Origin of the sequence: Sphingomonas sp. Mn802worker, assembly GCF_000382485.1 — a bacterium.
GTDB lineage: Bacteria > Pseudomonadota > Alphaproteobacteria > Sphingomonadales > Sphingomonadaceae > Sphingomonas.
Map to the genome: position 1 here is coordinate 47,628 of NZ_AORY01000016.1, position 21,709 is coordinate 69,336.

The window sequence follows — 21,709 nt, forward strand, 5'->3', positions numbered from 1 at the left end:
GAGGGTGCGCGATTAGGCGCCGCCGTCGTTCGAATTCGAGAGCGATTCCGGCAAATCGCATAGTGCGCGCATATAGAAGCCGCTTTTCTGCGCGCCGCCTGCACTCAGTGCCGGCGCGCCGACCTGCCCGAGAGAAGCAGCACGCCCGATCCCGCCAGCGCGGACAGCACCGATCCGGCGAGCACACCAAGCTTCACCTCGCGCTCGAGCAGCGGATCGGCAAAAGCAAGCCCGCCGATGAACAGGCTCATCGTGAAACCGATCCCGCACAACAGCGCGGTGCCATAGACCTGCGCCCACGAGGCACCACGCGGTTTTGTTGCCCAGCCGAACTGCGCCGCAGCGAACACCGCGCCGAACACGCCCACCTGCTTGCCGACGATGAGCCCCGCCGCGATCCCAAGCGGCAACGGCGCAACCAGCGTCGCGAGGCTGAACCCCGCCAGCGACACGCCCGCGTTGGCGAAACCGAACAGCGGCACGATCGCATAGGCGACCCACGATTGCAGCGCATGTTCGAGCCGGTGGAGCGGCGATCCCGCCGCATCGGGCGCGCCGGGCGAGCGCCGGATCGGGATCAACGCCGCGGTCACGACCCCGGCGATCGTCGCATGGATGCCCGACATCCACACCGCCACCCACAGGCCGAGTCCGAGCACCAGATACGGCAGCAATCGCACCACGCCCAGCCGATTGAGCACGAACATGACGCCCGCGATCACACCTGCGCCAAGCAGCGCGAGCCCGCTGATCTCGTTGGTATAGGCAAGCGCGATCACCGCGACCGCGCCCATGTCGTCGACGATCGCTACGGTGGTCAGGAACAGCTTCAGCGACGCCGGCACACGCTTGCCTAGCAGCGCCATGACCCCGATCGCGAAGGCGATGTCGGTCGCCGACGGGATCGCCCAGCCGCGCGCCAGCCCGGGCGTGCCGCCCGCAATCGCCAGATAGACCGCGGCCGGCACTGCCATCCCGCTCGCCGCCGCGATCGAGGGCAGCGCGCGGTCGGACCAGCTGGAGAGATGCCCGTCGACCAGCTCGCGCTTGATCTCCAGCCCGACGAGCAGGAAGAACAATGCCATCAGCGCATCGTCGATCCAGTGCAGCACCGACATGGGACCGACGTGCACGGCGAGCAGCCGGGTATAGCCGTCACCCAGCGGGCTGTTGGCCACGATCATCGCCGCCGCGGCCGCCGCCATCAGCACCAGCCCGCCCGATGCCTCGCTACGCAGGAACGCGCGCAGCGCCGACTTGGGCTTCAACCGGACCGCCAGCTTCGCCGCGGTGACGATGGGTGAGGTGTCGTGCTCGGGCACGGACGGGTCGGCGGGCGTAGAAACGGGATCGTGGTCGCGCAAGCCGATGCTCCGGGCAGCGAGGGTCGGCGCTGGCGGCCCGACCAGCGCTTACAAACCTGCCGCCCGCGAACGCGCGACACCCGGTGCAGACAGTCGCATCACGCGTAGAACCACACAACCCCCCTGCGGGCACAGGTCATGTCGCACCCGAAATTGGCCGAAACGCGCACGGGCGTCCCGGCCGCTCGGTTCACCAGATCCGCACGCGGTCGGCGGGTGCGATATATTGCTTCTCGTCGGGCGTGATCTTCCACGCGGCGTACCAGGCGTCGACGTTGCGCAGCGGGTTGACCGCGCGGATCTGCCCCGGCGAGTGCGGATCGCTGACCAGCTGCTGGCGCAGCGCCTCGTTGCGGAACAGCGTGCGCCACACCTGACCCCAACCGAGGAAGAAGCGCTGGTCGCCGGTATAGCCGTCGATCACGCGCGCGGGCTTGCCCCCGAGCGAATTGTGATATGCGTCGAGCGAGATCAGCACGCCGCCCAGATCGGCGATATTCTCGCCCATCGATGCCTTGCCGTTGATGTGGATGCCCGGCAGCCCGGCGAAGTCATACGCCTCGTACTGTGCGCCGTAGCGATCGGCCTGCGCCTCGAACTTCTTCGCATCTTCGGGCGTCCACCAGTCGCGCAGCACGCCGTGACCGTCGGACTTACGACCCTGATCGTCGAAACCGTGCGTGATCTCGTGCCCGATCACGCCGCCGATCCCGCCGTAGTTGATCGCATCGTCGGCCTTCGGATCGAAGAACGGCGGCTGCAGGATCGCGGCCGGGAACACGATCTCGTTCTTGACCGAGCTGTAATAGGCGTTGACCGTCTGCGGCGTCATGCCCCACTCGGCACGGTCAACGGGCATGTTCATCCGGTTGCGATCGTAATCCCACTCGAACCGCGACGCGCGCTCGGCATTGCCGACGAGGTCGCCAGGCACGATCCGCAACGCCGAATAGTCGCGCCACTTGCTTGGGTAGCCGACCTTCACGGTGAAGTTCTTGAGCTTGTCCTCAGCCTGCGCCTTGGTCGCCGGGCTCATCCAGTTGAGGTTCTGGATCCGGCCGGCGAGTGCCACGCGCAGATTGGCGACCAACGTGTCCATCTTCGCCTTCGACTCAGGCGGGAAGTACAGCTGGACGTAGTCGCGCCCGATCCCCTCGCCGATGCCGTTCTCCGCGAATGCGACCGCGCGCTTCCAGCGCTCGCGCTGCTGCGGCTGGCCGTTCAGGAATTTGGAGCGGAAATCGAACTGCGCGTCGACGAAACGCTTGGAGAGGAGCGGCGCGATCTGGTCGGTCGTACGAAACGCTTCCCACGCCTTCAGCGTGTCGAGGTCGGTGTCGGCATAGACCTTGGCGATGTTCGGGAAGGCGGTGTTCTGCGCCACGATCGCGCGCTCCGCCTTGCCCAGCCCCGCGCCCTGCCAGAACGGATCCCACGGGAAGCCCGGCGCCTGCGCCTTCAGCTCCGCCAGGGTGGTCAGGTTATAGGTCTTGTCGCGATCACGGCTCTGCGCGCGGGTCCAGTGCGCCTGCGCGAGACGCGTTTCCATCGCGACGACGTCGTTCGCCGCCTTCTCCGCGTTGGGCCAGCCCGCCATGCCGAGCATCTGCGCGACGTACTGGCGATAGCGCGCGACCTGCGGCTGGAACTTCGGGTCCACGTACAGGTCACGGTCGCCGAGCCCCAAACCCGACTGGCGCAGATAGAGCGCGTAGGTGTCGGGCTTCTTCGCGTCGTCCGACACGCCGGGACCGAAGAAGCTCGATCCGAAGCCGCCGATCGCGCGGCCCATCGCCGCCGCCATCTGGTTCTTGTCCTTGACCGCCTTGATCGCAGCCAAACGCTGCGTCAGCGGCGCGGCGTCGAGCTTCTCGGCCGCACCCTGGTCCATGAACCCGGTGTAGAGGATCGCCGCCTTCATCCGGTCGGGATGCGCGGTGTCGCTGACGCTATAACCCTGCAACAGCGTGCGCATCCGCTGTTCCGACAGGTCGCGCAGGACCGCGAACGCGCCGTAGGACGAGCGATCGGCCGGGATCTGCGTGTTCTTGGCCCAAGTGCCGTTGACGAAGTTGAACCAGTCGTCGCCCGGCCGGATGCTGCGGTCCATGCCCGCTGTGTCAAAGCCCCATGGGCCGTAGCTGGTCGCCGCGGCATCGGTCGCGGGTGCCTTGTCCGATGTCTGTGCGGCGGGTGCCGCCTGCTCGACACGGCTGAGCGCAGGCGCGCCGATCGCGACCGATGCCGCCGCTGCGGTCATGAAAAAGTGCTTCTTGGACAAGGACTAATCTCCGAAGAGGAAGGATAGTATCGCTGGCAACCACGCTGCCATGCCGTGACATATGTTGCAACATCCCTGTCGTATTCGCCGGCAGGTTGTCACCCGACACGGATCGTCGCGCGTCGCTCGATGTTTGTGCCAGCGTCCTCAAAGGAGAAGACGAGATGCGCTTCGTTCAGATTGAGACGCTGCCAACTGGTCGCGCGCTGGTCGACATCGACAAACTGACCCATGCCGTCCCGCAGGAGACGGGCATGCGGCTGTTCCTCGGCGCGCAGCACCTCGATGTGCCGCACACGCTGGACGAGCTGGAGAATGTGCTCGCCGGCCGCGAGCGCGGCGACGACGGAGAGCAGAGCGGCGCCGGCTTCGGCATGCGTGGTGGCAAATGGGTGTGACCCGCGCGGCTGTACGATCAACGCCGAACGCTTGCGGACGCCCGTCGCCGCTGGCACACGCCGGGCAACAAAGGGAGTTTCCATGCGCCTGATCGCCGCTCGCCTCGCCGCACACCTTCTCGCCACCGCGCTCGTCGCCCCCGCACTCATCGCCCCTGCGGCGCTGGCCCAGACTGCACCCGCCACGTCGCCCGCTGCTCCTGCAATCCCGGTGCAGACACTGAAGGACGTGACAAAGGAACTGTCGTCCGACGCCTATGAAGGCCGCGCGCCGACCACGGCCGGTGAGACGAAGACGATCGCCTATCTGGTCAAGCGGATGAAGGCAGCCGGATTGAAGCCCGGCAATGCGGGCAAGTGGACGCAGGACGTGCCGATGGTCGCCAGCACCGCGAGCGATGTGCGCCCGATGGTGTTCTCGGGCGGCACGACGCCGCTGTCGCTCGCCTACAAGAGCGACATGGTGGTCGGCACCTACCGCGTCGTGCCACAGGTCAGCATCGCCAACTCGCCCGTCGTGTTCGTCGGCTACGGCGTCAACGCGCCGGAGAAGGGCTGGAACGATTATGCCGGGCTTGACGTGAAGGGGAAGACGGTCGTCATCCTGTCGAACGACCCCGATTGGTCGACCCCTGAGACCAAGGGCCTCTTCAACGGGCGCGAGATGACCTATTACGGTCGCTGGACCTACAAGTTCGAGGAGGCCGCGCGGCAGGGCGCCACCGCTGCGATCATCGTCCACGACACCGAACCCGCCGCCTATCCCTGGGCGGTCGTGCAATCGTCGTGGACCGGCGAGCAATACGAACTCGACGCCGCCAACAACCATATGGACCAGAGCCAGGCGATCGGCTGGATGCAGCTGGCGCAGGCAAAGGCGCTGTTCGCCAGCGCGGGCAAGGACTTTGCCGCACTGTCGCGCGCCGCGGCGACCAAGGGCTTCCGCGCCGTGCCGCTGGGCGTCACCATGTCGGTCGGGTTCGAGAACAAGATCAAGAAGTCGCTGTCGCACAACGTCATCGGCGTGCTGCCGGGCAAGCCCGCCGCACAGGGCGGTGCGCCGGACGATTACGTGCTCTACTCGGCGCATTGGGATCACCTCGGCCGCTGCGAACCGGTCAATGGTGACGGCATCTGCAACGGCGCGGTCGACAATGCGTCGGGCACCGCCGGGCTGATCGCGCTCGCGGAAACCTTCGCCAAGGCGCCGCCGACGCGCCGCTCGGTCGCGTTCCTGGCGGTCACGGCGGAGGAATCGGGCCTGCTCGGCAGCGCTTACTACGCAGAGCACCCGATCTTCCCGTTGGCGCGCACTGTCGGCGGGATCAACATGGACGTGCTGAACGTCAACGGCGCAGTACGCGACTTCGAGATCACGGGCGCGGGCAAGAGCGAGCTGGAGGACATGGTGAAGCCGCTGCTCGCCGCGCAGGGGCGCCACATCACGCCCGAGGCGACGCCCGAGAAGGGCCATTACTTCCGCTCCGACCATTTCTCCTTCGCGAAGCGCGGCGTGCCGATGCTGGCGGGCGGCAGCGGCGAGGATCTGGTCAACGGCGGGGTCGCTGCAGGCAGGGCCGCTGCAGAGGATTACACCGCCAATCGCTACCACAAGCCGCAGGACGAATATCGGCCTGACTGGAATTGGGACGGCGCGGTGCAGGATCTGACGATCTACTACCAGCTCGGCCGCAAGCTGGCCGATGGCAGCGCCTGGCCCAATTGGTACCAAAATGCCGAGTTCCGCGCCGCGCGCGACCGCTCGCGCGCCGGAGCGTCGAAGTGACGCGCACGCCGCCGGCCGAATGGGCGCCGCACGCCGCGGTGTGGATCGGCTTCCCGAGCCATCCCGACCTCTGGCAGGAGGATCTGGAGCAGGCGCGCGACGAGGTCGCCGCCTTCGCCGCCGCGGTTCACGCCGATGGCGCGGGCGAGACGGTGATCCTCGTTGCAGCGGATGACGAGGCCGCCGACGCCGCGCGCGCGCTCGCCCCATTCGCCGACGTGGTGGTCGAACCGTTCGGCGACATCTGGCTGCGCGACACCGCCGCGATCCTCGACGGCGCAGACAAGGCGCACGACTTCCGCTTCAACGGCTGGGGCGGCAAGTACGATCTGCCCGGCGACGACGATGTCGGCGCACGCCTCGCCGCCACGCGCGGGCTTGAGGCAGAGGCGCACGACTGGGTGCTGGAAGGTGGCGCGATCGACGGGGACGGCACCGGGACGGTCGTCACCACGGAGCAATGCCTGCTCAATCCCAATCGCAACCCGTCATTGTCGCGCGCCGACATCGAGCGACGCTTGCGCGACGATCTCGGCTACTCACGCGTCGTCTGGCTCGGCAACGGTTTGCTCAACGACCACACCGACGGTCACGTCGACAATCTCGCCCGCTTCGTCGGGGAAAACCGGCTGGCGCTGCCGCAGGCGGCGGAGAATGATCCCAACTGGCGCGTCTACCAGGACGCCGCCGAGCGCGCGCGTGCCGCCGGGCTGGAAGTCGTCCACATCCCCTCGCCCGGCCGCGTGCTGCGCGACGAGGAAGTGATCCCGGCCAGCTACATGAACTTCTACATCGGCAACGTGGCAGTGGTGGTGCCGCTGTACGGCACTGAGCGCGACCAGGCGGGCGTCGCCGCGGTACAGGCGCTGTTCCCGGACCGCCGCGCAGTCGGCCTGCGCGCTGATGCGATCCTGACCGGCGGTGGGAGCTTCCACTGCATCAGTCAGCAAATCCCGGCTTAGGCGCGTCGGCAAAGCGACGGCGCCGGTGTGCGGCAAAGCCGCGCAAAGCCGAGATCGGCCGGCGGACAGGCGCAGCCAAGCCCGTCCGACGTAAAGGCGGCGGCTTCGCCGTCGCCCCGTCCCCGAGCCGCCCCACACCGATAAACCTTGCGCAACCCACCAATCATGCCCACATTGACGTAGCTATAGTCGCACATCGACGGTTTTTCGGCGCTCTGCGACCTTTCTTCCTTCCTTCCCTGCAGCCTTGAGCGGCGTGCGCGTCCGTCTGTTGGCGCGCCTTCGATAAGGGAAGAACATGAGCATTACCGGCACCGTCAAATTCTTTAACCTCGACAAGGGTTATGGCTTCATCGCGCCCGACGGCGGCGGCGACGACGCATTCGTGCACATTTCCGCCGTCGAGCGTTCGGGCATGGCGACGCTCAACCAGAACCAGCGCGTCGGCTACGAGCTGGAGCAGGATCGCCGCGGCAAGATGGCGGCGGTGAACCTCAGCCACGCGGAATAAGGTGCGTTGCGGTGGCGATCGTCCGATCGCCATCGTCGTTTCCGGTCGACGACGCCGCAGGCTACCTTCGCGTCGCACCGACCCTCGGAGTTCGAGTCCATGTCAAACGACGCCGCCTTTTTCCGCCGTCAGGCCAGCACGCAGCGTGATGCTGCCTCGGACGCGACGCTCAGCAACGTGCGCGAACGCTGCGAGCGTGCCGCCGCCTCGTGGGACGCGATGGCCGCTCGCGCCGAGCGAACCGACAAGCTGCGCGCCGATCGCCAGCCGATCGCCGCCCCGGATGTCGAAGCTTCGAAGGGCGAACCGGCCGCCTCTGACCTGACCAAAGCCGGCCCGATCGTCTCAGCGGAGTGACCGCGACCGCGCTCGCGCCTCGCAGCGATCCCGGCTTCTTACCCGATCCAACCGCACCTGCGCCGCGGGTCGAGCTTGAACGTGCCGCCGCCTTGCTCCTGCATGGTGCACGCTGCCTGAGCGATCTCGCCAACGAAGGCGTCCTCTCGCATCGGTGGCCGAGCGGTGATGCCGCCGGCGTCCGTGCGCGCTATGTCGCCAATTGCCTGCGCGAACTCGATACGTTCCTAAAGGGCGTCCTCGACGTGGTCGCGCCGACGCCGCCCGGACAACCGCGCCGGCACAACGCCGCCAATCGTGTCGACCGCCTGTTGCGCGCAACAGCACCCGCGCCGACGCTCACTGCCATGCGGATGCCGGGGGTTACGACCGATGTCGACCGGCTGCGCGCGCTCGGCCGCTCGCGCGCGTGCCTGTGGCATTGTCACGGACTGGTGCGTCGCGCTGATCGACCCGAAGTCGCATGGATGACGGCGGGCTGGTGCGCGCCCGCGTCCACGCGACTACGTCGCTACGGCGTCGGCGAACGGATGACGCCCGGTGGCCCCGAACTCGCCGGGGTAGCCGCCTTCTACCACGACCTCGCGGGCAGGATCGCGCGGCGCTGACCCTGCCCGCGCAACCGATCAGCGCGTCGGGACCGGCGTCTCGCCCGAATAATCGTAGAAGCCGCGCCCGCTCTTGCGCCCGTACCAGCCCGCCTCGACGTATTTGATCAATAGCGGTGCGGGGCGGAACTTCGGGTCGCCCGTTCCCTCGAAAAGCACGCGCGTGATCTCCAGACATGTGTCGAGCCCGATGAAGTCGGCGAGTGTCAGCGGCCCCATCGGATGGTTGAGCCCCAGCTGGCAGGCGAGGTCGATGTCGGGGATTGTCGCCACGCCCTCGCCCAGCGCGAAGCAGGCCTCGTTCAGCATCGGCATCAATACGCGATTGACGATGAAGCCCGGTGCGTCGTTGGCGCGCACAACCTGCTTGCCGAGCTGGCCTGCGTAGGTTTCGATCGTCGCCACCGTTGCGTCGCTCGTCGCCAGACCACGGATGATCTCGATCAGGCCCATGACCGGCACCGGATTGAAGAAGTGTACGCCGATGAAGCGCGAAGCATCTGGAGCGGCCTGCGCCAGCCGCGTGATCGGGATCGACGAGGTGTTGGATGCGAGCACCGCGCCGCTGCCCAGCACCTTGCCGACGCGCTCGAAAATCTGCCGCTTGATCGCCTCCCGCTCGGTCGCTGCCTCGATCACCAGCGCGCAATCGGCCATCGCGGCCACATCGCCGATGGCCTCGATCCGCCCGAGCAGGCTGTCGCGCGCGTCGGCCTCGATCTTGCCCTTCTCGACATTGCGCGCCAGCCGCTTGGCGATGCCCGCCTTGCCCGCCTCGGCGCGCGCCTGGTCGACGTCGCTCAGGATTACGCGGTAGCCTGCCGCCGCCGACACCTGCGCGATGCCTGCGCCCATCTGCCCCGCACCGATCACGCCCACTGATTGCATTCGCCTAGTCCTCATCCTCGTGTGCCCGCGCGCTCTAGCCCGCTTTGCCGCCGCCGCGCCACCGCGCTATCTTCGCCGTATGCGCCTGATCGTTACCGCCGCTGTGCTGTTCGCCGCCTCCCCTGCAATCGGACAGGCGTGGCCCGGCGCGCTCAAGACCTTCGGCGACTGGGCGGTCGGGTGCGACAACACCCATCGTTGCACGCTCGCCTCGCTCGCGCCGGAAACCGCGCCGAACTCCGGCTACACGATCGCGATCACGCGCGCGGCGGAACCGGCTGGCGGTTACGAGATCGCAGTCGGCAACACGGGCGATGGCGCCGCACCCGTGTCGCTGCGCGTGGGTGCAAAGCGGTTCGCGGTAGCGGGCAACGGGCTGTCAGGCGGAGCTGCGCAGCAGATCGTCGCGGCACTCACCAGCGTGCGAACGCTCATGCTCGCCGGGCACACCGGCAAGCCGCTCGGCACCGTATCGCTCGCCGGCATCTCGGCCGCGCTCCGCTACGTCGATGCGGTCCAGCACCGCGTCGATACCGTCACCGCTGCGGTAGCAAAGGGGCGCAACGCCGCCGCCACGGTCCCGCCCGCTCCCGCCACACCGGTCGTCCACGCCCCCGCGCTCACCGGCGCGCCAGCGCGTCTGACCAGGTCGCAGGTCGCGGCGATGAAGCGCACCGCGCGCTGCGACGCACCGCCCAGCACCGACCTCGACTGGAGCCCGGTCGTCTCCACCATGGGTGGCGGCACCTCGCTTGCAGTGCTGCCGTGCTCCGCAGGCGCGTACAACGTCAACGGCGCGCTGTTCGTCATCCGCGGCAACCGCGTCACGCCAGCGAAGACCGACGCGCCCGCGGGGTTCGAGGCGACCGGCGCCGATCCCGAGACGCCGGTGCCCAGCGTCGTCAACGGCCAGGTCGAGAACGGTGTGCTCACCAGCTACGCCAAAGGGCGCGGGCTCGGCGACTGCGGCGTGTCACAAGCCTTCGTCTGGGACGGCACCAGCCTGCGCCTGATCGAGCAGGCGGAAATGAGCGACTGCCGCGGCAATCCCGACTTCATCCGTACCTGGACCGCGCGCGTCGAACGGCCCTAGGGAGCCGGCCGCTCCGCCTGCGCCTCGGCCAGGATCACCGCGAACTTGCCCTCTTCATCGGTCCATTCCTGGATCGGCGTCCATCCACCGGCGCGCAGCAGGATGCGCGCGTCGCGCGGTCCGTATTTGTGGCTGTTCTCGGTGTGGATCGTCTCGCCTGCCGCGATCTCGAACGCGCGGCCTTCGACCGTGAACGACACGTCGCGCGTCGCTTCCAGATGCATTTCGATCCGGGCGCGATCGTCGTTCCACATCGCGCGGTGGCGGAATGCGTCGATGGGCATCGTGCCGCCCAGTTCGCGGTTGATCCGCTCGAGCAGGTTCAGGTTGAACGCCGCGGTCACGCCCTGCGCATCGTCATAGGCGGGGACCAGGACGCTCTCATCCTTGATCCGGTCCATTCCGATCAGCAGCATCGCGCCTTCCCCCAGCGAGCCACGCATCGCGCGCAGCAGGTCGACCGCCGCAAGCGGAATCAGATTGCCGATCGTCGAACCCGGAAAGAAGCCGAGCTTGGGCGCGTCCTTGATCGTGTGCGGTAGTGTCAGCGTGCGGGTGAAATCGGCCTCGAACGGCAGCACCAGCAGGTCGGGGAACGCCGCCGACAGGGTGCGCGAACTCTCGCGCAGGAAGTCGCCCGAGATGTCGATCGGCACATAAGCTGACGGTTTCACGCATTTCAGCAGCGTCGGCGTCTTGGTTGACGAGCCGGAGCCGAACTCCACCACCGCGCGGCCCTCGCCGGTCAGGCGATGCAGCTCGGGGCACAGACTTTCCAGCAGCGCAACCTCGGTGCGGGTCGGATAATATTCGGGCAGGTCGGTGATGTCCTCGAACAGCTCCGATCCACGGTGGTCGTAGAACCAGCGTGCAGGAATCGCGCGCGGGCGGCGCGCGAGGCCCGCCAGCACGTCGGCGCGGAACTGCGGATCGGCGAGGCTCACCTGACCGTCCTCGATTTCAGGCTTCAGCATCTCACAGGTCCTTGGCCAGCCGTACGCCGGTGAACTGCCAGCGCTGATGGGGGTAGAAGAAATTGCGGTAGCACGCGCGCGCGTGGCCGCGCGGGGTCGCGCAACTGCCGCCACGCAGCACGAACTGCCCGTTCATGAACTTGCCGTTATACTCGCCGACCGCACCCTCGACCGCGCGGAAACCGGGATAAGGGCGGTACGCGCTGCCGGTCCACTCCCATACATCACCGAAGAAGGCCGGGCCATCCGCCGCCGGACGCGGCTCGACCGGGCCGGCCGCGTCCATCTGGTTGCCCGCGCCAACATCGTGCGCCTGCGCCGCCGCTTCCCACTCGAACTCGGTCGGCAACCGCGCGCCCGCCCAGGTCGCATAGGCATCCGCCTCGTAGAAGCTGACGTGCGTCACCGGCGCGGCGGGGTCGAGCGCGCGGCGCCCGTCCAGCCCGAAGCGCGTCCACACGCCGTCGCGCTCTTCCCAGTAGAGCGGCGCGGCAATCCCCTCGCGCTGCACCCAGCCCCAGCCGTCGGACAGCCAGAGCCGCGCGTCGCGATAACCGCCATCGGCGACGAAGCGCTGCCACTCGCCGTTGGTCACCGTTCGATCGGCGATCGCGTGCGCGGGCACCAGCGCGCGATGGCGTGGCCCTTCGCAGTCGAACGCGAACCCCGCCCCGTCGTGACCGATCTCGACGATGCGCTCGTTGCTCTCCAGCCAACTGATCGCACCCGGCATCGCGACCGGCACCTTGGGCGCGGCGGGCCAGACCGCGGGTTCGAGCGGGTTCTCGCTCATCAGGTGGAGCAGGTCGGTGACGAGCAGTTCCTGATGCTGCTCCTCATGGTGGCAACCAAGCGTCACCAGCTCGATCGCGGCGGCGGGCAGGTCGTCGATCGCCGCCAGCAGCGCATCGTTCACCGCCGCACGGTACGCCAGCACCTCGTCCAGCGTCGGGCGCGTCACCATGCCGCGCCGGCCACGTGCGTGGCGGCGGCCTTCGGCCTCGTAATAACTGTTGAACAGGAACGGAAAGCGCGCGTCGTGAAGCTGATATCCTGCGACGTGGTCGCGCAGCACGAACGTCTCGAAGAACCAGGTGGTGTGCGCCAGATGCCATTTTGCGGGGCTGGCATCGTCCATCGACTGCACCGTCGCGTCGGCGTCGGACAATGGCGCAACCAGCGCCTCGCTCAATGCGCGAACGCTGGCAAATCGATGCGCCAATTTACTGTACGATCCAGCGGCGTGGCGCTGCGGTTCCATCATCATCTCCCCGCCGCCAACCAGATTATTCTATGTTAGCGGTTTCCCCCGGCTACCCACAGAACGTCCCCACCCATCGATAAGTTCACCGCACGGCACGCGACGAACAGGAAATCGGATAAACGGTTGAGATAAGCGAGCGCCTGCGGGTTCGCCGCGTCGCCGATCGCCACCGCCGACCGCTCTGCCCGCCGCACGATCGCACGCGCCAGGTGCAGCGAGGCCGCGGCCCCGCCGGGCAGCACGAAACTGGTCAGCGGCGGAATGCCTGCGTTCATCGCGTCGATCTCGCGCTCCAGCCGCTCGACCTGGGCTGGCACGATCCGCAGCGTCATCTCACCAGGCGTGAAATCCTCACCCGGCGTCGCCAGATCGGCGCCCAGATCGAACAGGTCGTTCTGCACCCGCGTCAGCGCAGCCCGCAGGTCACCGTCCATCAGGGTCGCGATCGCAACCCCGATCGCGCTGTTCGCCTCGTCGACATCGCCGATCGCGACCATCCGCGCGTCAGCCTTCGACACGCGACTGCCGTCGACCAGCCCGGTCGTGCCCCGGTCACCCGTGCGCGTGTAGATGCGGTTGAGTTTGACCACCGCTGATGCGCGCTCAGCTGCGTCCTGCGGCGGCGAGCAACAGCACGCAGACGAGGATCGCCGCGGCCTGGAACATGATGCGTTGCTGCATCATGCGATTGGATTTGAGTTGCCCAGCGCTCGGCCCGTCGCCGCCCTCGCGCACGTGCGCCGATTGCTCCTGAAGAAAGGAGATGATGCCGCGAACCAGCGCAACCACCGTGGCGAGCATCGCCGCGACGAGCAGGATGACGAGAAAGGTGTTCATAAACCCTAACCTAGGTACGAAACGCGCCATTTGGAAGCTGGCCGCGACGTAATTCATCGGCCAGCACGACGCCGTCCACGCCGCTTTCCCGCAATGCCGCCAGCGTCGGCGCACCGTGCCGCTTCGCCAGCCGCTCGCCGTCGGGGCCCGTCAGCAGGTCGTGGTGGTGATAACGCGGGGTCGGCAGGTCGAGCAGCGCCTGCAAGAGGCGATGGACATGCGTCGCCTCGAACAAATCACGCCCGCGCACCACGTCGGTGATCCCTTGCGCCGCGTCGTCGACCGTGACCGCCAGATGGTAGCTCGCGGGCGCATCCTTGCGCGCGAGCACCACGTCGCCCTGTTGCTCGGGCACTGCGACGATCGTCTCGCCCCGATCGGTCCAGGCGAGCGTACCGGTGCGCGCGATCGCTGCCGCCATGTCGAGCCGCCAGCAATGCGGCTCGCCCATCCGTGCACGAGGGTCTGCACCGCGGCACGTGCCGGGATAGACGCTCACGGGTCCGTGCGGCGCGCTCATCGCCTCCGCGATCTCCGCCCGCGTGCAGAAACAGGGGTAGAGCAGCCCTTCTTCGCGCAGCCGGTCGAGCGCCGTCTGGTACAGCGCCAGCCGCGCCGACTGGAACACGACCGGCCCGTCCCACGTCAGCCCGAGCCATGTGAGATCGGCCATGATCGTCGCGACATGCTCGGCGCGGCTCCGCGTGCCGTCGATGTCCTCGATCCGGAGCAGGAACTGTCCCCCGCCCCCGCGCGCCAGATCGTGCGCGCGGATCGCGGAATAAGCGTGGCCGAGATGAAGCCGCCCGGTCGGCGACGGCGCGAAGCGTGTGACGATCATGCGCTCCGGCACATGCGTACGCCGGGACAAGCACTCAAGCGGTGGCGAAGAACTTCGTCCCCACCACGCCGATGATAATGAGCGCGATGAACCCGATCTGCGCGGTGTTGAGCTTCTCCCCGAACAAAATCACGCCGAAGATCGTGACGCCAACCGCGCCTAGCCCGGTCCACACCGCATAGGCGGTCCCCGCCGGCAATCCGCGCATCGCCATCGCAAGCAGCCCCATGTTGACGAAGCTGAGCGTCACCGGCACCGCCGACGCGGCCCAGCTGCCCTGCACCGCCGCCCATTTCAGGCTCAATGCCCAGATGATCTCGGTCACCACCGCCACGCCCAGAATGACCCACGCCATCGGGTTTCTCCACTCACGGGCTCGTCGGAAAGGGCACTGCCGCCGGAAACCCGAAAGAGGCGCGGTGCCGGTGCCGCTTCGGCGGCGATGCGGCAGGCCGTTAGGAGCTGAACGCGCGATTGTCCACGCTTGCGCACGCACCCGCGCAATCGGCGTGACTAAAGCCGGCGTCGCACGTTAGGACGCGCTGATGACCGACCAGACCGACGCCGCCGCTGCTGCGCTCACTCCACCGATCGCGGCCACGCGCCCGCATTCGTTCACCACGCATGACATCACGATCGACGATCCCTGGGCGTGGCTGAAGGACCCGAACTATCCCGAGGTGACCGATCCCGACGTGCTCGCCTATCTTGAGGCGGAGAACGCCTATTTCGAGGCGCAGATGGCGCCGCACCAGCCGCTCACCGACCGCCTCTACGAAGAGATGAAGGCACGCATCAAGGAGGACGAATCGTCGGTCCCGCAAAAGGACGGCGATTACCTCTACTGGGCTGCGTTCGAGACCGGCGGCCAGTATCGTAAGTGGTGGCGCCGGCCGGTCGATGCGCCCGCCGACGGCTCGGCCGACGAACTCATCCTCGACGAGCCCGCGCTGGCGGAAGGCAAGGAATATTTCCGGCTTGGCGGTTTCTCGATCTCGAACGATGCAACGAAGCTCGCCTATGCGGTCGACGACAATGGTTCCGAGCGCTTCACCGTCCGCGTGAAGGACCTTTCCACCGGCGCGCTGCTGCCCGACATGATCGAGGGGATGCTGTCCGACATCGTGTGGAGCGCCGATGATTCGGGCTTTCTTTACGGCCTCGCCAACAAGGAATGGCGCACCGACAATGCCCGCTTCCACTGCCTGGGCGACGATCCCGCGAACGACGTCGAGCTGTTCCACGAGGATGACGAGGGCTACCGCGTCGCGGTCGGCGAGACGAGCGACCGGCGCTGGATCGTCATCGGCACCGGCGACCATGTGACGAGCGAGGTGCGCCTGCTCCCCGCCGACGATCCCTTCGCCGAGCCGATCCTAGTCGCGCCGCGTCAGCCGGGTCGCGAATATGATGTCGACACGCACGGCGACACCTTGTTCATCCACACCAACGACACCGATCCGATGTGGCGGCTCGTGACCGCTCAGATCGCGACGCCCGGCGACTGGTCCGAACTGATCGCGCCGTCACCGCATTTCTACATGACCGGGGTCGAGTGTTTCGCCGACTTCTTCATCGTCGAAGGACGCGAAGACGGGCTCGATCAGATCCTGATCCACTCCTACGACGGCGCCGAGCCTAAGCGGATCAGCTTCCCCGAGGCGAGCTACGCCGCAGGCACAGGCGACAATCCCGAGTACGACCAGCGCGTGATCCGGCTCGGCTACGAATCGATGGTCACGCCCGGCACCGTCTACGATTACGACGTAGCGACGGGCGAGCTGACCACACTCAAGGTGCAGGAAATCCCGTCGGGGTATGACGCGTCGGCATACGCAACCGAGCGGCTTCACATCACCGCGCGTGACGGCACCCAGGTGCCGGTCTCGATCGTTTACCCGCAAGATTTCCCGCGTGACGGCAGCCGCCCGTTGTTCCTCTATGCCTATGGTGCGTACGGCCACGCGATTCCGCCCGGTTTCTCGACCGGACGCCTCAGCCTGCTCGATCGCGGTTTCGCTTATGCGATCGCGCACATTCGCGGCGGCGACGACCTCGGCCAGCAATGGTACCATGACGGCAAGCTCGAGAAGCGCGAGAACACGTTCAACGACTTTGTCGACGTCGCGCGCGCGCTGGTCGCGGATGGATGGACCAGCGAGGGCCGCATCGCGGTCGCGGGCCGCAGTGCTGGCGGCGAGCTGATGGGAGCGATTGTCAATTCCGATCCCGCGCTGTGGGGCGCGGTGATCGCCGACGTGCCGTTCGTCGACGTACTCAACACCATGCTCGACGAGACGCTGCCGCTGACGCCGGGCGAATGGCCCGAGTGGGGCAATCCGATCGAGGACAAGGCCGCGTTCGAGCTGATCCGCAGCTATTCCCCCTATGACAACGTGCGCGCGCAGGCCTATCCGCCGCTGTTCATCTCAGGGGGGCTCAACGACCCGCGCGTGACCTACTGGGAGCCCGCGAAATGGGCGGCGAAGCTGCGCGCGACCAAGACCGACGACAACATCCTACTGCTCAAGACCAACATGGGTGCGGGCCACGGTGGCAAGTCTGGCCGGTTCGAGTCGTTACGCGAGGGCGCGGAGGAACACGCCTTCGTGCTGTGGCAGCTGGGCGTCGAAGCCTGAGCTGATGTCGATCGAGTCGCTGGTCGCGCAATACGGGCTCGCCGCGCTGTTCGCCGGTGCCGCGCTGGAGGGCGAGGCGGCGGTGATCGCGGGCGGGCTGCTCGCGCATCAGGGGCTGGTCTCGCTGCCGGGCGCGGCCGCTGCGGCGGCGGCGGGATCGTTCCTCGCCGATCAGGGCTGGTTCGCATTCGGCCGTCACTTTCGCGAGCAGCGCTGGATCGTGAAGCTGCGCGGCACCGCCGCGTTCGCGCGCGCGCAAGCCTTGCTGGAAAAGCATCCGCGCAGCTTCATCTTCATCTTCCGCTTCCTCTACGGGCTGCGCACGGTCAGCCCGATCGCGGTTGGCACGACGACCATCTCGCAGCGGCAGTTCTTCGCGATCAACCTCGTCGCGGCGATCATCTGGGCGATCATCTTCACCGGCGTCGGCTACCTGTTCGGCGATGCGGTCGAGGAGTTCGTCGGGCGGTTGCGCCACGACACGCGGCTGTGGTGGATCGTCGGCGGCGTCGTCGCGGCCGGACTGATCGTCGCTGCCATCCACTGGTGGCGCGGGAGGGGCAGGCAATGACGTTTACGCAGACCTTCACCGCTCACGCCGACGACATCGACGAACTCGGCCACGTCAACAACGCGGTCTGGGTGCGCTGGATACAGGATCTGTCCGTCGCGCACTGGCACACGGTCGCTGCGCCCGAGCACCAGGACGCGTTCGTCTGGGTCGTGACGCGGCACGAGATCGATTATCGCGGCAACGTCCACGAAGGCGAACAGGTGACGGGTGAGACCTGGGTGCCCGAGGCACCGAGAGGGGCGCGCTTCGACCGCCACTTTCGCTTCACCGGCGGCGACGGGCGGGTCCGGGTCGAAGGCGTGACGACCTGGGCGATGATCGATCGTGGGACGGGTCGGCTGGTCCGCATCCGCGAGGAGATCGCGGCACCCTTCCTGGAAGAGGATCGGCTACCCGAATAATCGGTCGCGCGCAGGACGGAGGCTATCGCGGCAGCAGCGACAGGCTATCGTGGATATACCGCAATCGGTCGAGCCGACCGTTAGGTGGCTCTGTCACTAGTCCAAGCGGCGCTCGGCTCCGACACAATGCTCGCCGTGGATCAATGCAGCGTACCACGCGGCGGCGGTATGTTGCGGATCGCGCGGACCAGGTCGCGGGCTGCGTCCGCATCGACCAGCAGCGCGGCAGTCTGCGTCGCCTCCCGCTCGCGGCCATCGATCACGAGTCGCCACAATCCCAGCAGCACCGCCTCGATCTCCTCGACCTGCGGGTGGCACGGACGCTGAAAGGACAATGTGTCGGCCGAGTAGCGATCAAGGATCGACATCGCAGCGTCAAACGACGACCCACCATCGATGAAGCGCCCGGCGACTGCGCGTTTGGGCTCGCCCGCCAGCGTCAGCGAATGCACCCACGCGCGCATCGCGTCGAGGACCAGCCGGTCGGGGGTGCGCAGGTCACGGACTGCGCGGTCGATGAGATCGTACATGCGAGGAGAACCACCACGTTCGATGAGAATGGTTCTCATTATAACGTGGCCGGTTGGTCGTCAACCGACCGCGCGGCGATCCGTCTCCTGATCGATGCGTGAGACGCCGAGCTGTTTCGCCGCCTTACGTCCGTGCAAGACAAACGCTACATCTCACCTGCCGCAAACACGACAACGCCGCCCGCGCGAGGCGCGGACGGCGTATGATCGACGATTAAGCGATCTCAGGCGTTTGCCGGCTCGAAATGACCGCACCAGTCGCTCGCCTCGACCTTCGGCCACACACCGGCGGCGTCGCCGCTCGCCTGACCGATCGGCGGGTTATAACGGCACAGCCCGAGCTGCTCGCCCGACGCCTCGTTATCGAAAAACTTGCACTTGGCGCACGCTGCGCCGTCGATGGTGGTGAGGGCCATGATCTTTCTCCGGTCTGCATGGGCGACGACAAGCGTCCGTCTGCCTTACTCAACCTGAGTAACGCGATGCAGTTCCCCGAAACAAGTAAAATCAGCCGTTGCGATTCACTCTCATACAGTTGTGCGAACGACTATCAAGAACAATTTGCTCAAACCGGGATCACCTGCAACGATCTTTGCAAGGATTGCCGGTTATCAAGCCGCTTCTGGGTCGGCGGGACTTCCATTGTGTCACTGATAGTCATTCTCATCTTTAACGGCTTGACCCGCGCGTCACATTTCTTGCGGTCGCGCAGTCGCAGGAGGTGGATCACCTGATCGTACAATGCAGCACGCGCGTGACGCCCACGTTCGAGCACATCGGTCCGCGCCATTCGAGCCAGCGGCAGCGCGTCACCACCGTAACGCGCGACATAAGTCGAGGCGAGCGTGCGGACTTCGGCGCGTTGGTCACACGCAATATCGAACAAATCAAACGGCATAGACCATCGCCAACAATCGCGCCTGCGATCGGTTGCCGGGTTAACTATCCTTCGTCGACGACGTGCGACGAAGCGAGCCATCGGGCGCGGCGAGGTGCTGCGTTCACGCCGCCTGTCGGGCGTGGAACAACTTGCCTTCCTCGACCACCAGCACGACCGCCAGGACCGCGACACCGATGCCGAGATAGCCGATCGCGAGCGGCAGCGTCGTGCCGTTGTACGATTGTCCGATCAGCGATCCGACGATCACCGCGCCGACGCTGGTGATGAAACCCTGGATCGACGAGGCGGTCCCTGCGATATGGCCGACCGGCTCCATCGCCATCGCGCCAAAATTCGACCCGCACAGCCCGATGCAGGTCATGCTGAGTGCCTGGAACAGCATGTAGCTGACCAGCGACTCGACCCCGAACAGAATCACCGCGATGTGCCCCACCGACAGCGCGATCAGCCCCAGCACCGCTGCCTGCGAGATCAGCCGCGTGCCCAGCCGCTCGACCAGCCGGCTGTTCGCGAACGACGCGACGCCCATCGCGAACGCGCAGGCGGCGAACAGGTAGGTGAAGCGTTCGCCCATGCCGAACTCCTCGACAAAGATCTGCTGCGCCGACGACACGAACGCGATGATTCCGCCGAACGTCATCGCCGCCGCCACCGCATAGCCGAGCGAGAAGCGGTTCGTGAGCGTCAGCCGATAAGCGCCCGCCAGCGCCGCGACCGACAAGGCTCCGCGCCGCTCGATTGCGAGCGACTCGACCAGCCGCAACGCCGACCAGGCGAGCACGAACGCGGCGAAGGCCGCCAGTGCGTAGAAGATGAACCGCCAAGGCCCCAGCGTGTCGAGCAGCAACTGGCCCAGTGTTGGCGCCATGATCGGCACCAGGAAGAAGATCATCTGCGCGACCGACAGCGTGCGCGCCATCTGGCGCCCATGGAACCGATCGCGCACGATCGCGACGGCGAGGACGCGGGTCGAGGCCGACATCAATCCTTGCAGCAACCGCGCGCCGAGCAACGCGGGAAAGGTCTGCGATCCGGCCGCAAACACGCTTGCGGCGACGAAGCCCGTCAGCGTGACTAGCAAGATCGGCTTGCGTCCGAAGCGATCGGCAAGCGGCCCGTACACCAGCTGCCCGCTGCCGAACCCCAGCATATAGGCGGTGATGATCCACTGTCGGTGATTGGCGGTCGCGACGTCCAGCTGCGCGCCGATGTCGGCGAGCGCCGGCAGCATCAGGTCGACACCCAGCGCGTTCACCGCCATCAACGCGGCGATAAAGGCGACGAACTCGCGCGGGTGCATCCCCGCGGCGGTGCCCGACTGGCTGGACGTGGGCGCTGTGCTGGTCATCGCGCCCGCCTAGTCTGTTGCGCCGCACAACGCTACCGGCGTCAGCCTTGCTGCCTCACCGGTCTCGACTGCACCGACGACGCATGGTCGAACGGGTGAACCAGATCGACACGGGTCAGCGAAATGTGTCCTTGTGTTGCCGCGGTTCGATGTCATGATCGTCTCGACCCGGTGCGGCCCTTTGCTTCGGGTGCTACGGGAGACGCTTCACGCCGCGTGCTGCGATGCATTCGCGGCGTGAAGCGATCTTCGCCGCACGTTCGCCATCTTTTCTACACCTTCTTGCACTACAAGGCTCGTCGGGGCGCATCCGCGTCCCACGGACAGCAGGTCGCCCCGTTTTCATCGAAGGCGGGGCGACTTGGTCATCGACGCAGATCGACGTCGCCCGCCAGGACGGGCCGCAGTACCAATGCGTTCAGGTCGATGAACACGTGAAGACCGATCGCGACCCACAAGCTGGCGGTCGCGAGATAGGCGTAGGCGAGCAGCGCGCCGACGCACGTCGTGGCGACCACGCCGCGCCATCCCTGGTAGCGATGCGCCGCACCGAAAAGCAGCGTCGCACTCGCGAAGCCGATCAGCGGATCACCCGACAACATCGTAACCAGCAACGGGATCAGCAGCCGGAAAAACCATTCCTCGCACACGCCTGCGACGACCGACAGCAGCGCGCCCCAACCTAGCTCGACGCGCGCGCGCGGCAGCACCGCGCCAATCCGCCCGACCTGCAATCGCCGCCGCGTCACTCGCGCCGCGACCGCGCCGACCGCCGCGCCCGCCAGCACCGCACCTGCCAGCAGCAACGCCGAGCCGCCCGACAGCGCGACCGCACCCGTCACCTGCCTGAGCGGCACGAAGATGCCCGGTATGGACAGCAGCGCATCAAGCCGCCCCGCCGCCGCCAGCAGCACGAGCGACGACACACCGAACAGCAGCGCGATCCGCGACGCCGCGCGGGTGAAATAGCGGGTGCGCCCCGTTGGCCAGCCGAGCGGAGGAAAACCGACCTCCCCGCCGCGGACGAAGTGCACGAACGCCGCCAGCGCGACCGCGAGCAGCACGGCCGCGAACGACCGCTCAGCCACCGCCTCTGTCCGCGCCGCCCGCCATCACCTCACGCGCGCCACGTCATGCACAGTCAGCCCGATC

The 21,709-nt window shown here is 67.0% G+C and carries 24 protein-coding genes; 10 read left to right on the forward strand and 14 right to left on the reverse strand.

The annotated features are described in order from the left end of the window. Positions 1-104 precede the first annotated feature (104 nt). On the reverse strand, positions 105-1,280 hold the full coding sequence (gene nhaA, locus SMN802W_RS0114780) for a Na+/H+ antiporter NhaA (protein WP_026326176.1): 1,176 nt from the start codon (positions 1,278-1,280) through the stop codon (positions 105-107). A gap of 274 nt (positions 1,281-1,554) precedes the next feature. Continuing rightward, complete coding sequence (locus tag SMN802W_RS0114785; protein WP_019517697.1) at positions 1,555-3,624, reverse strand: M13 family metallopeptidase; 2,070 nt, start codon at positions 3,622-3,624, stop codon at positions 1,555-1,557. A gap of 185 nt (positions 3,625-3,809) precedes the next feature. Here SMN802W_RS0114785 and SMN802W_RS0114790 point away from each other — a divergent pair, with 185 nt between their 5' ends. The 6 genes from SMN802W_RS0114790 to SMN802W_RS17305 all read left to right on the forward strand — a co-directional run bounded on the left by SMN802W_RS0114790 (position 3,810) and on the right by SMN802W_RS17305 (position 8,267). Further along, positions 3,810-4,043 carry a hypothetical protein gene (locus SMN802W_RS0114790; protein ID WP_019517698.1) on the forward strand — a complete coding sequence of 78 codons (234 nt, stop codon included), beginning with the start codon at positions 3,810-3,812 and terminating at the stop codon, positions 4,041-4,043. Between the two features lie 82 nt (positions 4,044-4,125). Then, a complete protein-coding gene (locus tag SMN802W_RS0114795) occupies positions 4,126-5,829 on the forward strand; it encodes a M28 family metallopeptidase (RefSeq protein ID WP_019517699.1) in 1,704 nt (567 codons plus the stop codon). Next, positions 5,826-6,791 (forward strand): agmatine deiminase family protein, encoded by a 966-nt coding sequence (locus SMN802W_RS0114800; protein WP_019517700.1) that lies wholly within the window; start codon positions 5,826-5,828, stop codon positions 6,789-6,791. Before SMN802W_RS0114795 ends, SMN802W_RS0114800 begins: the two co-directional genes overlap by 4 nt. Positions 6,792-7,089: 298 nt before the next feature. Next, a complete protein-coding gene (locus tag SMN802W_RS0114805) occupies positions 7,090-7,302 on the forward strand; it encodes a cold-shock protein (protein WP_019517701.1) in 213 nt (70 codons plus the stop codon). A gap of 99 nt (positions 7,303-7,401) precedes the next feature. Further along, a complete protein-coding gene (locus tag SMN802W_RS17300; RefSeq protein WP_019517702.1) occupies positions 7,402-7,659 on the forward strand; it encodes a hypothetical protein in 258 nt (85 codons plus the stop codon). Further along, complete coding sequence (locus SMN802W_RS17305) at positions 7,656-8,267, forward strand: hypothetical protein (protein ID WP_019517703.1); 612 nt, start codon at positions 7,656-7,658, stop codon at positions 8,265-8,267. Before SMN802W_RS17300 ends, SMN802W_RS17305 begins: the two co-directional genes overlap by 4 nt. An 18-nt stretch (positions 8,268-8,285) precedes the next feature. Here SMN802W_RS17305 and SMN802W_RS0114820 read toward each other — a convergent pair whose 3' ends face one another. Further along, positions 8,286-9,155, reverse strand: coding sequence for a 3-hydroxybutyryl-CoA dehydrogenase (locus SMN802W_RS0114820; RefSeq protein ID WP_026326177.1), 870 nt, complete (start codon positions 9,153-9,155; stop codon positions 8,286-8,288). 79 nt (positions 9,156-9,234) lie between these two features. Between SMN802W_RS0114820 and SMN802W_RS0114825 the strand changes: the two genes are divergently transcribed. Then, positions 9,235-10,248: a DUF1176 domain-containing protein gene (locus tag SMN802W_RS0114825; RefSeq protein WP_019517705.1), complete on the forward strand. Its 1,014-nt coding sequence runs from the start codon at positions 9,235-9,237 to the stop codon at positions 10,246-10,248. Here the strand turns inward: SMN802W_RS0114825 and egtD are convergent. Genes egtD through SMN802W_RS0114855 form a run of 6 tightly spaced genes read right to left on the reverse strand, consistent with a single transcriptional unit; the run spans position 10,245 to position 14,519 of the window. Then, the gene (gene egtD, locus SMN802W_RS0114830) at positions 10,245-11,222 is read right to left on the reverse strand and encodes an L-histidine N(alpha)-methyltransferase (RefSeq protein WP_019517706.1); all 978 of its coding nucleotides are present in this window, start codon (positions 11,220-11,222) and stop codon (positions 10,245-10,247) included. The two genes, SMN802W_RS0114825 and egtD, sit on opposite strands and share 4 nt — an antisense overlap. Position 11,223: 1 nt before the next feature. Beyond that, a complete protein-coding gene (gene egtB / locus SMN802W_RS0114835; RefSeq protein ID WP_051083635.1) occupies positions 11,224-12,483 on the reverse strand; it encodes an ergothioneine biosynthesis protein EgtB in 1,260 nt (419 codons plus the stop codon). Between the two features lie 35 nt (positions 12,484-12,518). Next, positions 12,519-13,076, reverse strand: coding sequence for a cob(I)yrinic acid a,c-diamide adenosyltransferase (locus tag SMN802W_RS0114840; protein ID WP_019517708.1), 558 nt, complete (start codon positions 13,074-13,076; stop codon positions 12,519-12,521). A gap of 13 nt (positions 13,077-13,089) precedes the next feature. Beyond that, positions 13,090-13,323 carry a twin transmembrane helix small protein gene (locus SMN802W_RS0114845; protein ID WP_019517709.1) on the reverse strand — a complete coding sequence of 78 codons (234 nt, stop codon included), beginning with the start codon at positions 13,321-13,323 and terminating at the stop codon, positions 13,090-13,092. Between the two features lie 10 nt (positions 13,324-13,333). Further along, positions 13,334-14,164, reverse strand: a complete 831-nt coding sequence (gluQRS, locus tag SMN802W_RS0114850) for a tRNA glutamyl-Q(34) synthetase GluQRS (protein WP_037524269.1) — start codon at positions 14,162-14,164, stop codon at positions 13,334-13,336. Between the two features lie 34 nt (positions 14,165-14,198). Continuing rightward, positions 14,199-14,519 carry a DMT family transporter gene (locus SMN802W_RS0114855; protein ID WP_019517711.1) on the reverse strand — a complete coding sequence of 107 codons (321 nt, stop codon included), beginning with the start codon at positions 14,517-14,519 and terminating at the stop codon, positions 14,199-14,201. Between the two features lie 190 nt (positions 14,520-14,709). Here SMN802W_RS0114855 and SMN802W_RS0114860 point away from each other — a divergent pair, with 190 nt between their 5' ends. From SMN802W_RS0114860 to SMN802W_RS0114870, 3 genes are read left to right on the forward strand one after another with little or no spacing between them, the layout of a single operon-like run. Further along, positions 14,710-16,803, forward strand: coding sequence for a S9 family peptidase (locus SMN802W_RS0114860; protein ID WP_019517712.1), 2,094 nt, complete (start codon positions 14,710-14,712; stop codon positions 16,801-16,803). Between the two features lie 4 nt (positions 16,804-16,807). Further along, a complete protein-coding gene (locus tag SMN802W_RS0114865) occupies positions 16,808-17,374 on the forward strand; it encodes a DedA family protein (RefSeq protein WP_019517713.1) in 567 nt (188 codons plus the stop codon). Continuing rightward, positions 17,371-17,778: an acyl-CoA thioesterase gene (locus SMN802W_RS0114870; RefSeq protein ID WP_037524272.1), complete on the forward strand. Its 408-nt coding sequence runs from the start codon at positions 17,371-17,373 to the stop codon at positions 17,776-17,778. The genes SMN802W_RS0114865 and SMN802W_RS0114870 overlap by 4 nt, the downstream gene beginning before the upstream one ends. A gap of 140 nt (positions 17,779-17,918) precedes the next feature. On the opposite strand, the gene SMN802W_RS0114875 is transcribed toward SMN802W_RS0114870, so the two are convergent. The 5 genes from SMN802W_RS0114875 to SMN802W_RS17710 all read right to left on the reverse strand — a co-directional run bounded on the left by SMN802W_RS0114875 (position 17,919) and on the right by SMN802W_RS17710 (position 21,645). Continuing rightward, a complete protein-coding gene (locus tag SMN802W_RS0114875; RefSeq protein ID WP_019517715.1) occupies positions 17,919-18,308 on the reverse strand; it encodes a hypothetical protein in 390 nt (129 codons plus the stop codon). 224 nt (positions 18,309-18,532) lie between these two features. Then, positions 18,533-18,724 (reverse strand): hypothetical protein, encoded by a 192-nt coding sequence (locus SMN802W_RS0114880; protein WP_019517716.1) that lies wholly within the window; start codon positions 18,722-18,724, stop codon positions 18,533-18,535. A gap of 149 nt (positions 18,725-18,873) precedes the next feature. After that, positions 18,874-19,206: a hypothetical protein gene (locus SMN802W_RS0114885; RefSeq protein WP_019517717.1), complete on the reverse strand. Its 333-nt coding sequence runs from the start codon at positions 19,204-19,206 to the stop codon at positions 18,874-18,876. A 103-nt stretch (positions 19,207-19,309) separates the two neighbouring features. Continuing rightward, the gene (locus tag SMN802W_RS0114890; protein WP_026326179.1) at positions 19,310-20,509 is read right to left on the reverse strand and encodes a multidrug effflux MFS transporter; all 1,200 of its coding nucleotides are present in this window, start codon (positions 20,507-20,509) and stop codon (positions 19,310-19,312) included. Positions 20,510-20,922: 413 nt separating this feature from the next. Beyond that, the gene (locus SMN802W_RS17710) at positions 20,923-21,645 is read right to left on the reverse strand and encodes a CPBP family intramembrane glutamic endopeptidase (RefSeq protein ID WP_019517719.1); all 723 of its coding nucleotides are present in this window, start codon (positions 21,643-21,645) and stop codon (positions 20,923-20,925) included. Between the last annotated feature and the right edge of the window lie 64 nt (positions 21,646-21,709).

Bases quoted from the DNA above. Each gene is read 5' to 3' on its own strand.
- SMN802W_RS0114890 (WP_026326179.1), bottom strand. From the start codon at position 20,509: ATGCACCCGCGCGAGTTCGTCGCCTTTATCGCCGCGTTGATGGCGGTG.
- SMN802W_RS0114805 (WP_019517701.1), top strand. From the start codon at position 7,090: ATGAGCATTACCGGCACCGTCAAATTCTTTAACCTCGACAAGGGTTAT.
- gluQRS (WP_037524269.1), bottom strand. From the start codon at position 14,164: ATGATCGTCACACGCTTCGCGCCGTCGCCGACCGGGCGGCTTCATCTC.
- SMN802W_RS17300 (WP_019517702.1), top strand. From the start codon at position 7,402: ATGTCAAACGACGCCGCCTTTTTCCGCCGTCAGGCCAGCACGCAGCGT.
- SMN802W_RS0114855 (WP_019517711.1), bottom strand. From the start codon at position 14,519: ATGGCGTGGGTCATTCTGGGCGTGGCGGTGGTGACCGAGATCATCTGG.
- SMN802W_RS0114785 (WP_019517697.1), bottom strand. From the start codon at position 3,624: ATGACCGCAGCGGCGGCATCGGTCGCGATCGGCGCGCCTGCGCTCAGC.
- SMN802W_RS0114875 (WP_019517715.1), bottom strand. From the start codon at position 18,308: ATGTACGATCTCATCGACCGCGCAGTCCGTGACCTGCGCACCCCCGAC.
- SMN802W_RS0114865 (WP_019517713.1), top strand. From the start codon at position 16,808: ATGTCGATCGAGTCGCTGGTCGCGCAATACGGGCTCGCCGCGCTGTTC.
- SMN802W_RS0114860 (WP_019517712.1), top strand. From the start codon at position 14,710: ATGACCGACCAGACCGACGCCGCCGCTGCTGCGCTCACTCCACCGATC.
- SMN802W_RS0114790 (WP_019517698.1), top strand. From the start codon at position 3,810: ATGCGCTTCGTTCAGATTGAGACGCTGCCAACTGGTCGCGCGCTGGTC.
- SMN802W_RS0114795 (WP_019517699.1), top strand. From the start codon at position 4,126: ATGCGCCTGATCGCCGCTCGCCTCGCCGCACACCTTCTCGCCACCGCG.
- egtB (WP_051083635.1), bottom strand. From the start codon at position 12,483: ATGGAACCGCAGCGCCACGCCGCTGGATCGTACAGTAAATTGGCGCAT.
- SMN802W_RS0114845 (WP_019517709.1), bottom strand. From the start codon at position 13,323: ATGAACACCTTTCTCGTCATCCTGCTCGTCGCGGCGATGCTCGCCACG.
- SMN802W_RS0114880 (WP_019517716.1), bottom strand. From the start codon at position 18,724: ATGGCCCTCACCACCATCGACGGCGCAGCGTGCGCCAAGTGCAAGTTT.
- SMN802W_RS0114870 (WP_037524272.1), top strand. From the start codon at position 17,371: ATGACGTTTACGCAGACCTTCACCGCTCACGCCGACGACATCGACGAA.
- SMN802W_RS0114825 (WP_019517705.1), top strand. From the start codon at position 9,235: ATGCGCCTGATCGTTACCGCCGCTGTGCTGTTCGCCGCCTCCCCTGCA.
- egtD (WP_019517706.1), bottom strand. From the start codon at position 11,222: ATGCTGAAGCCTGAAATCGAGGACGGTCAGGTGAGCCTCGCCGATCCG.
- SMN802W_RS0114885 (WP_019517717.1), bottom strand. From the start codon at position 19,206: ATGCCGTTTGATTTGTTCGATATTGCGTGTGACCAACGCGCCGAAGTC.
- SMN802W_RS0114820 (WP_026326177.1), bottom strand. From the start codon at position 9,155: ATGCAATCAGTGGGCGTGATCGGTGCGGGGCAGATGGGCGCAGGCATC.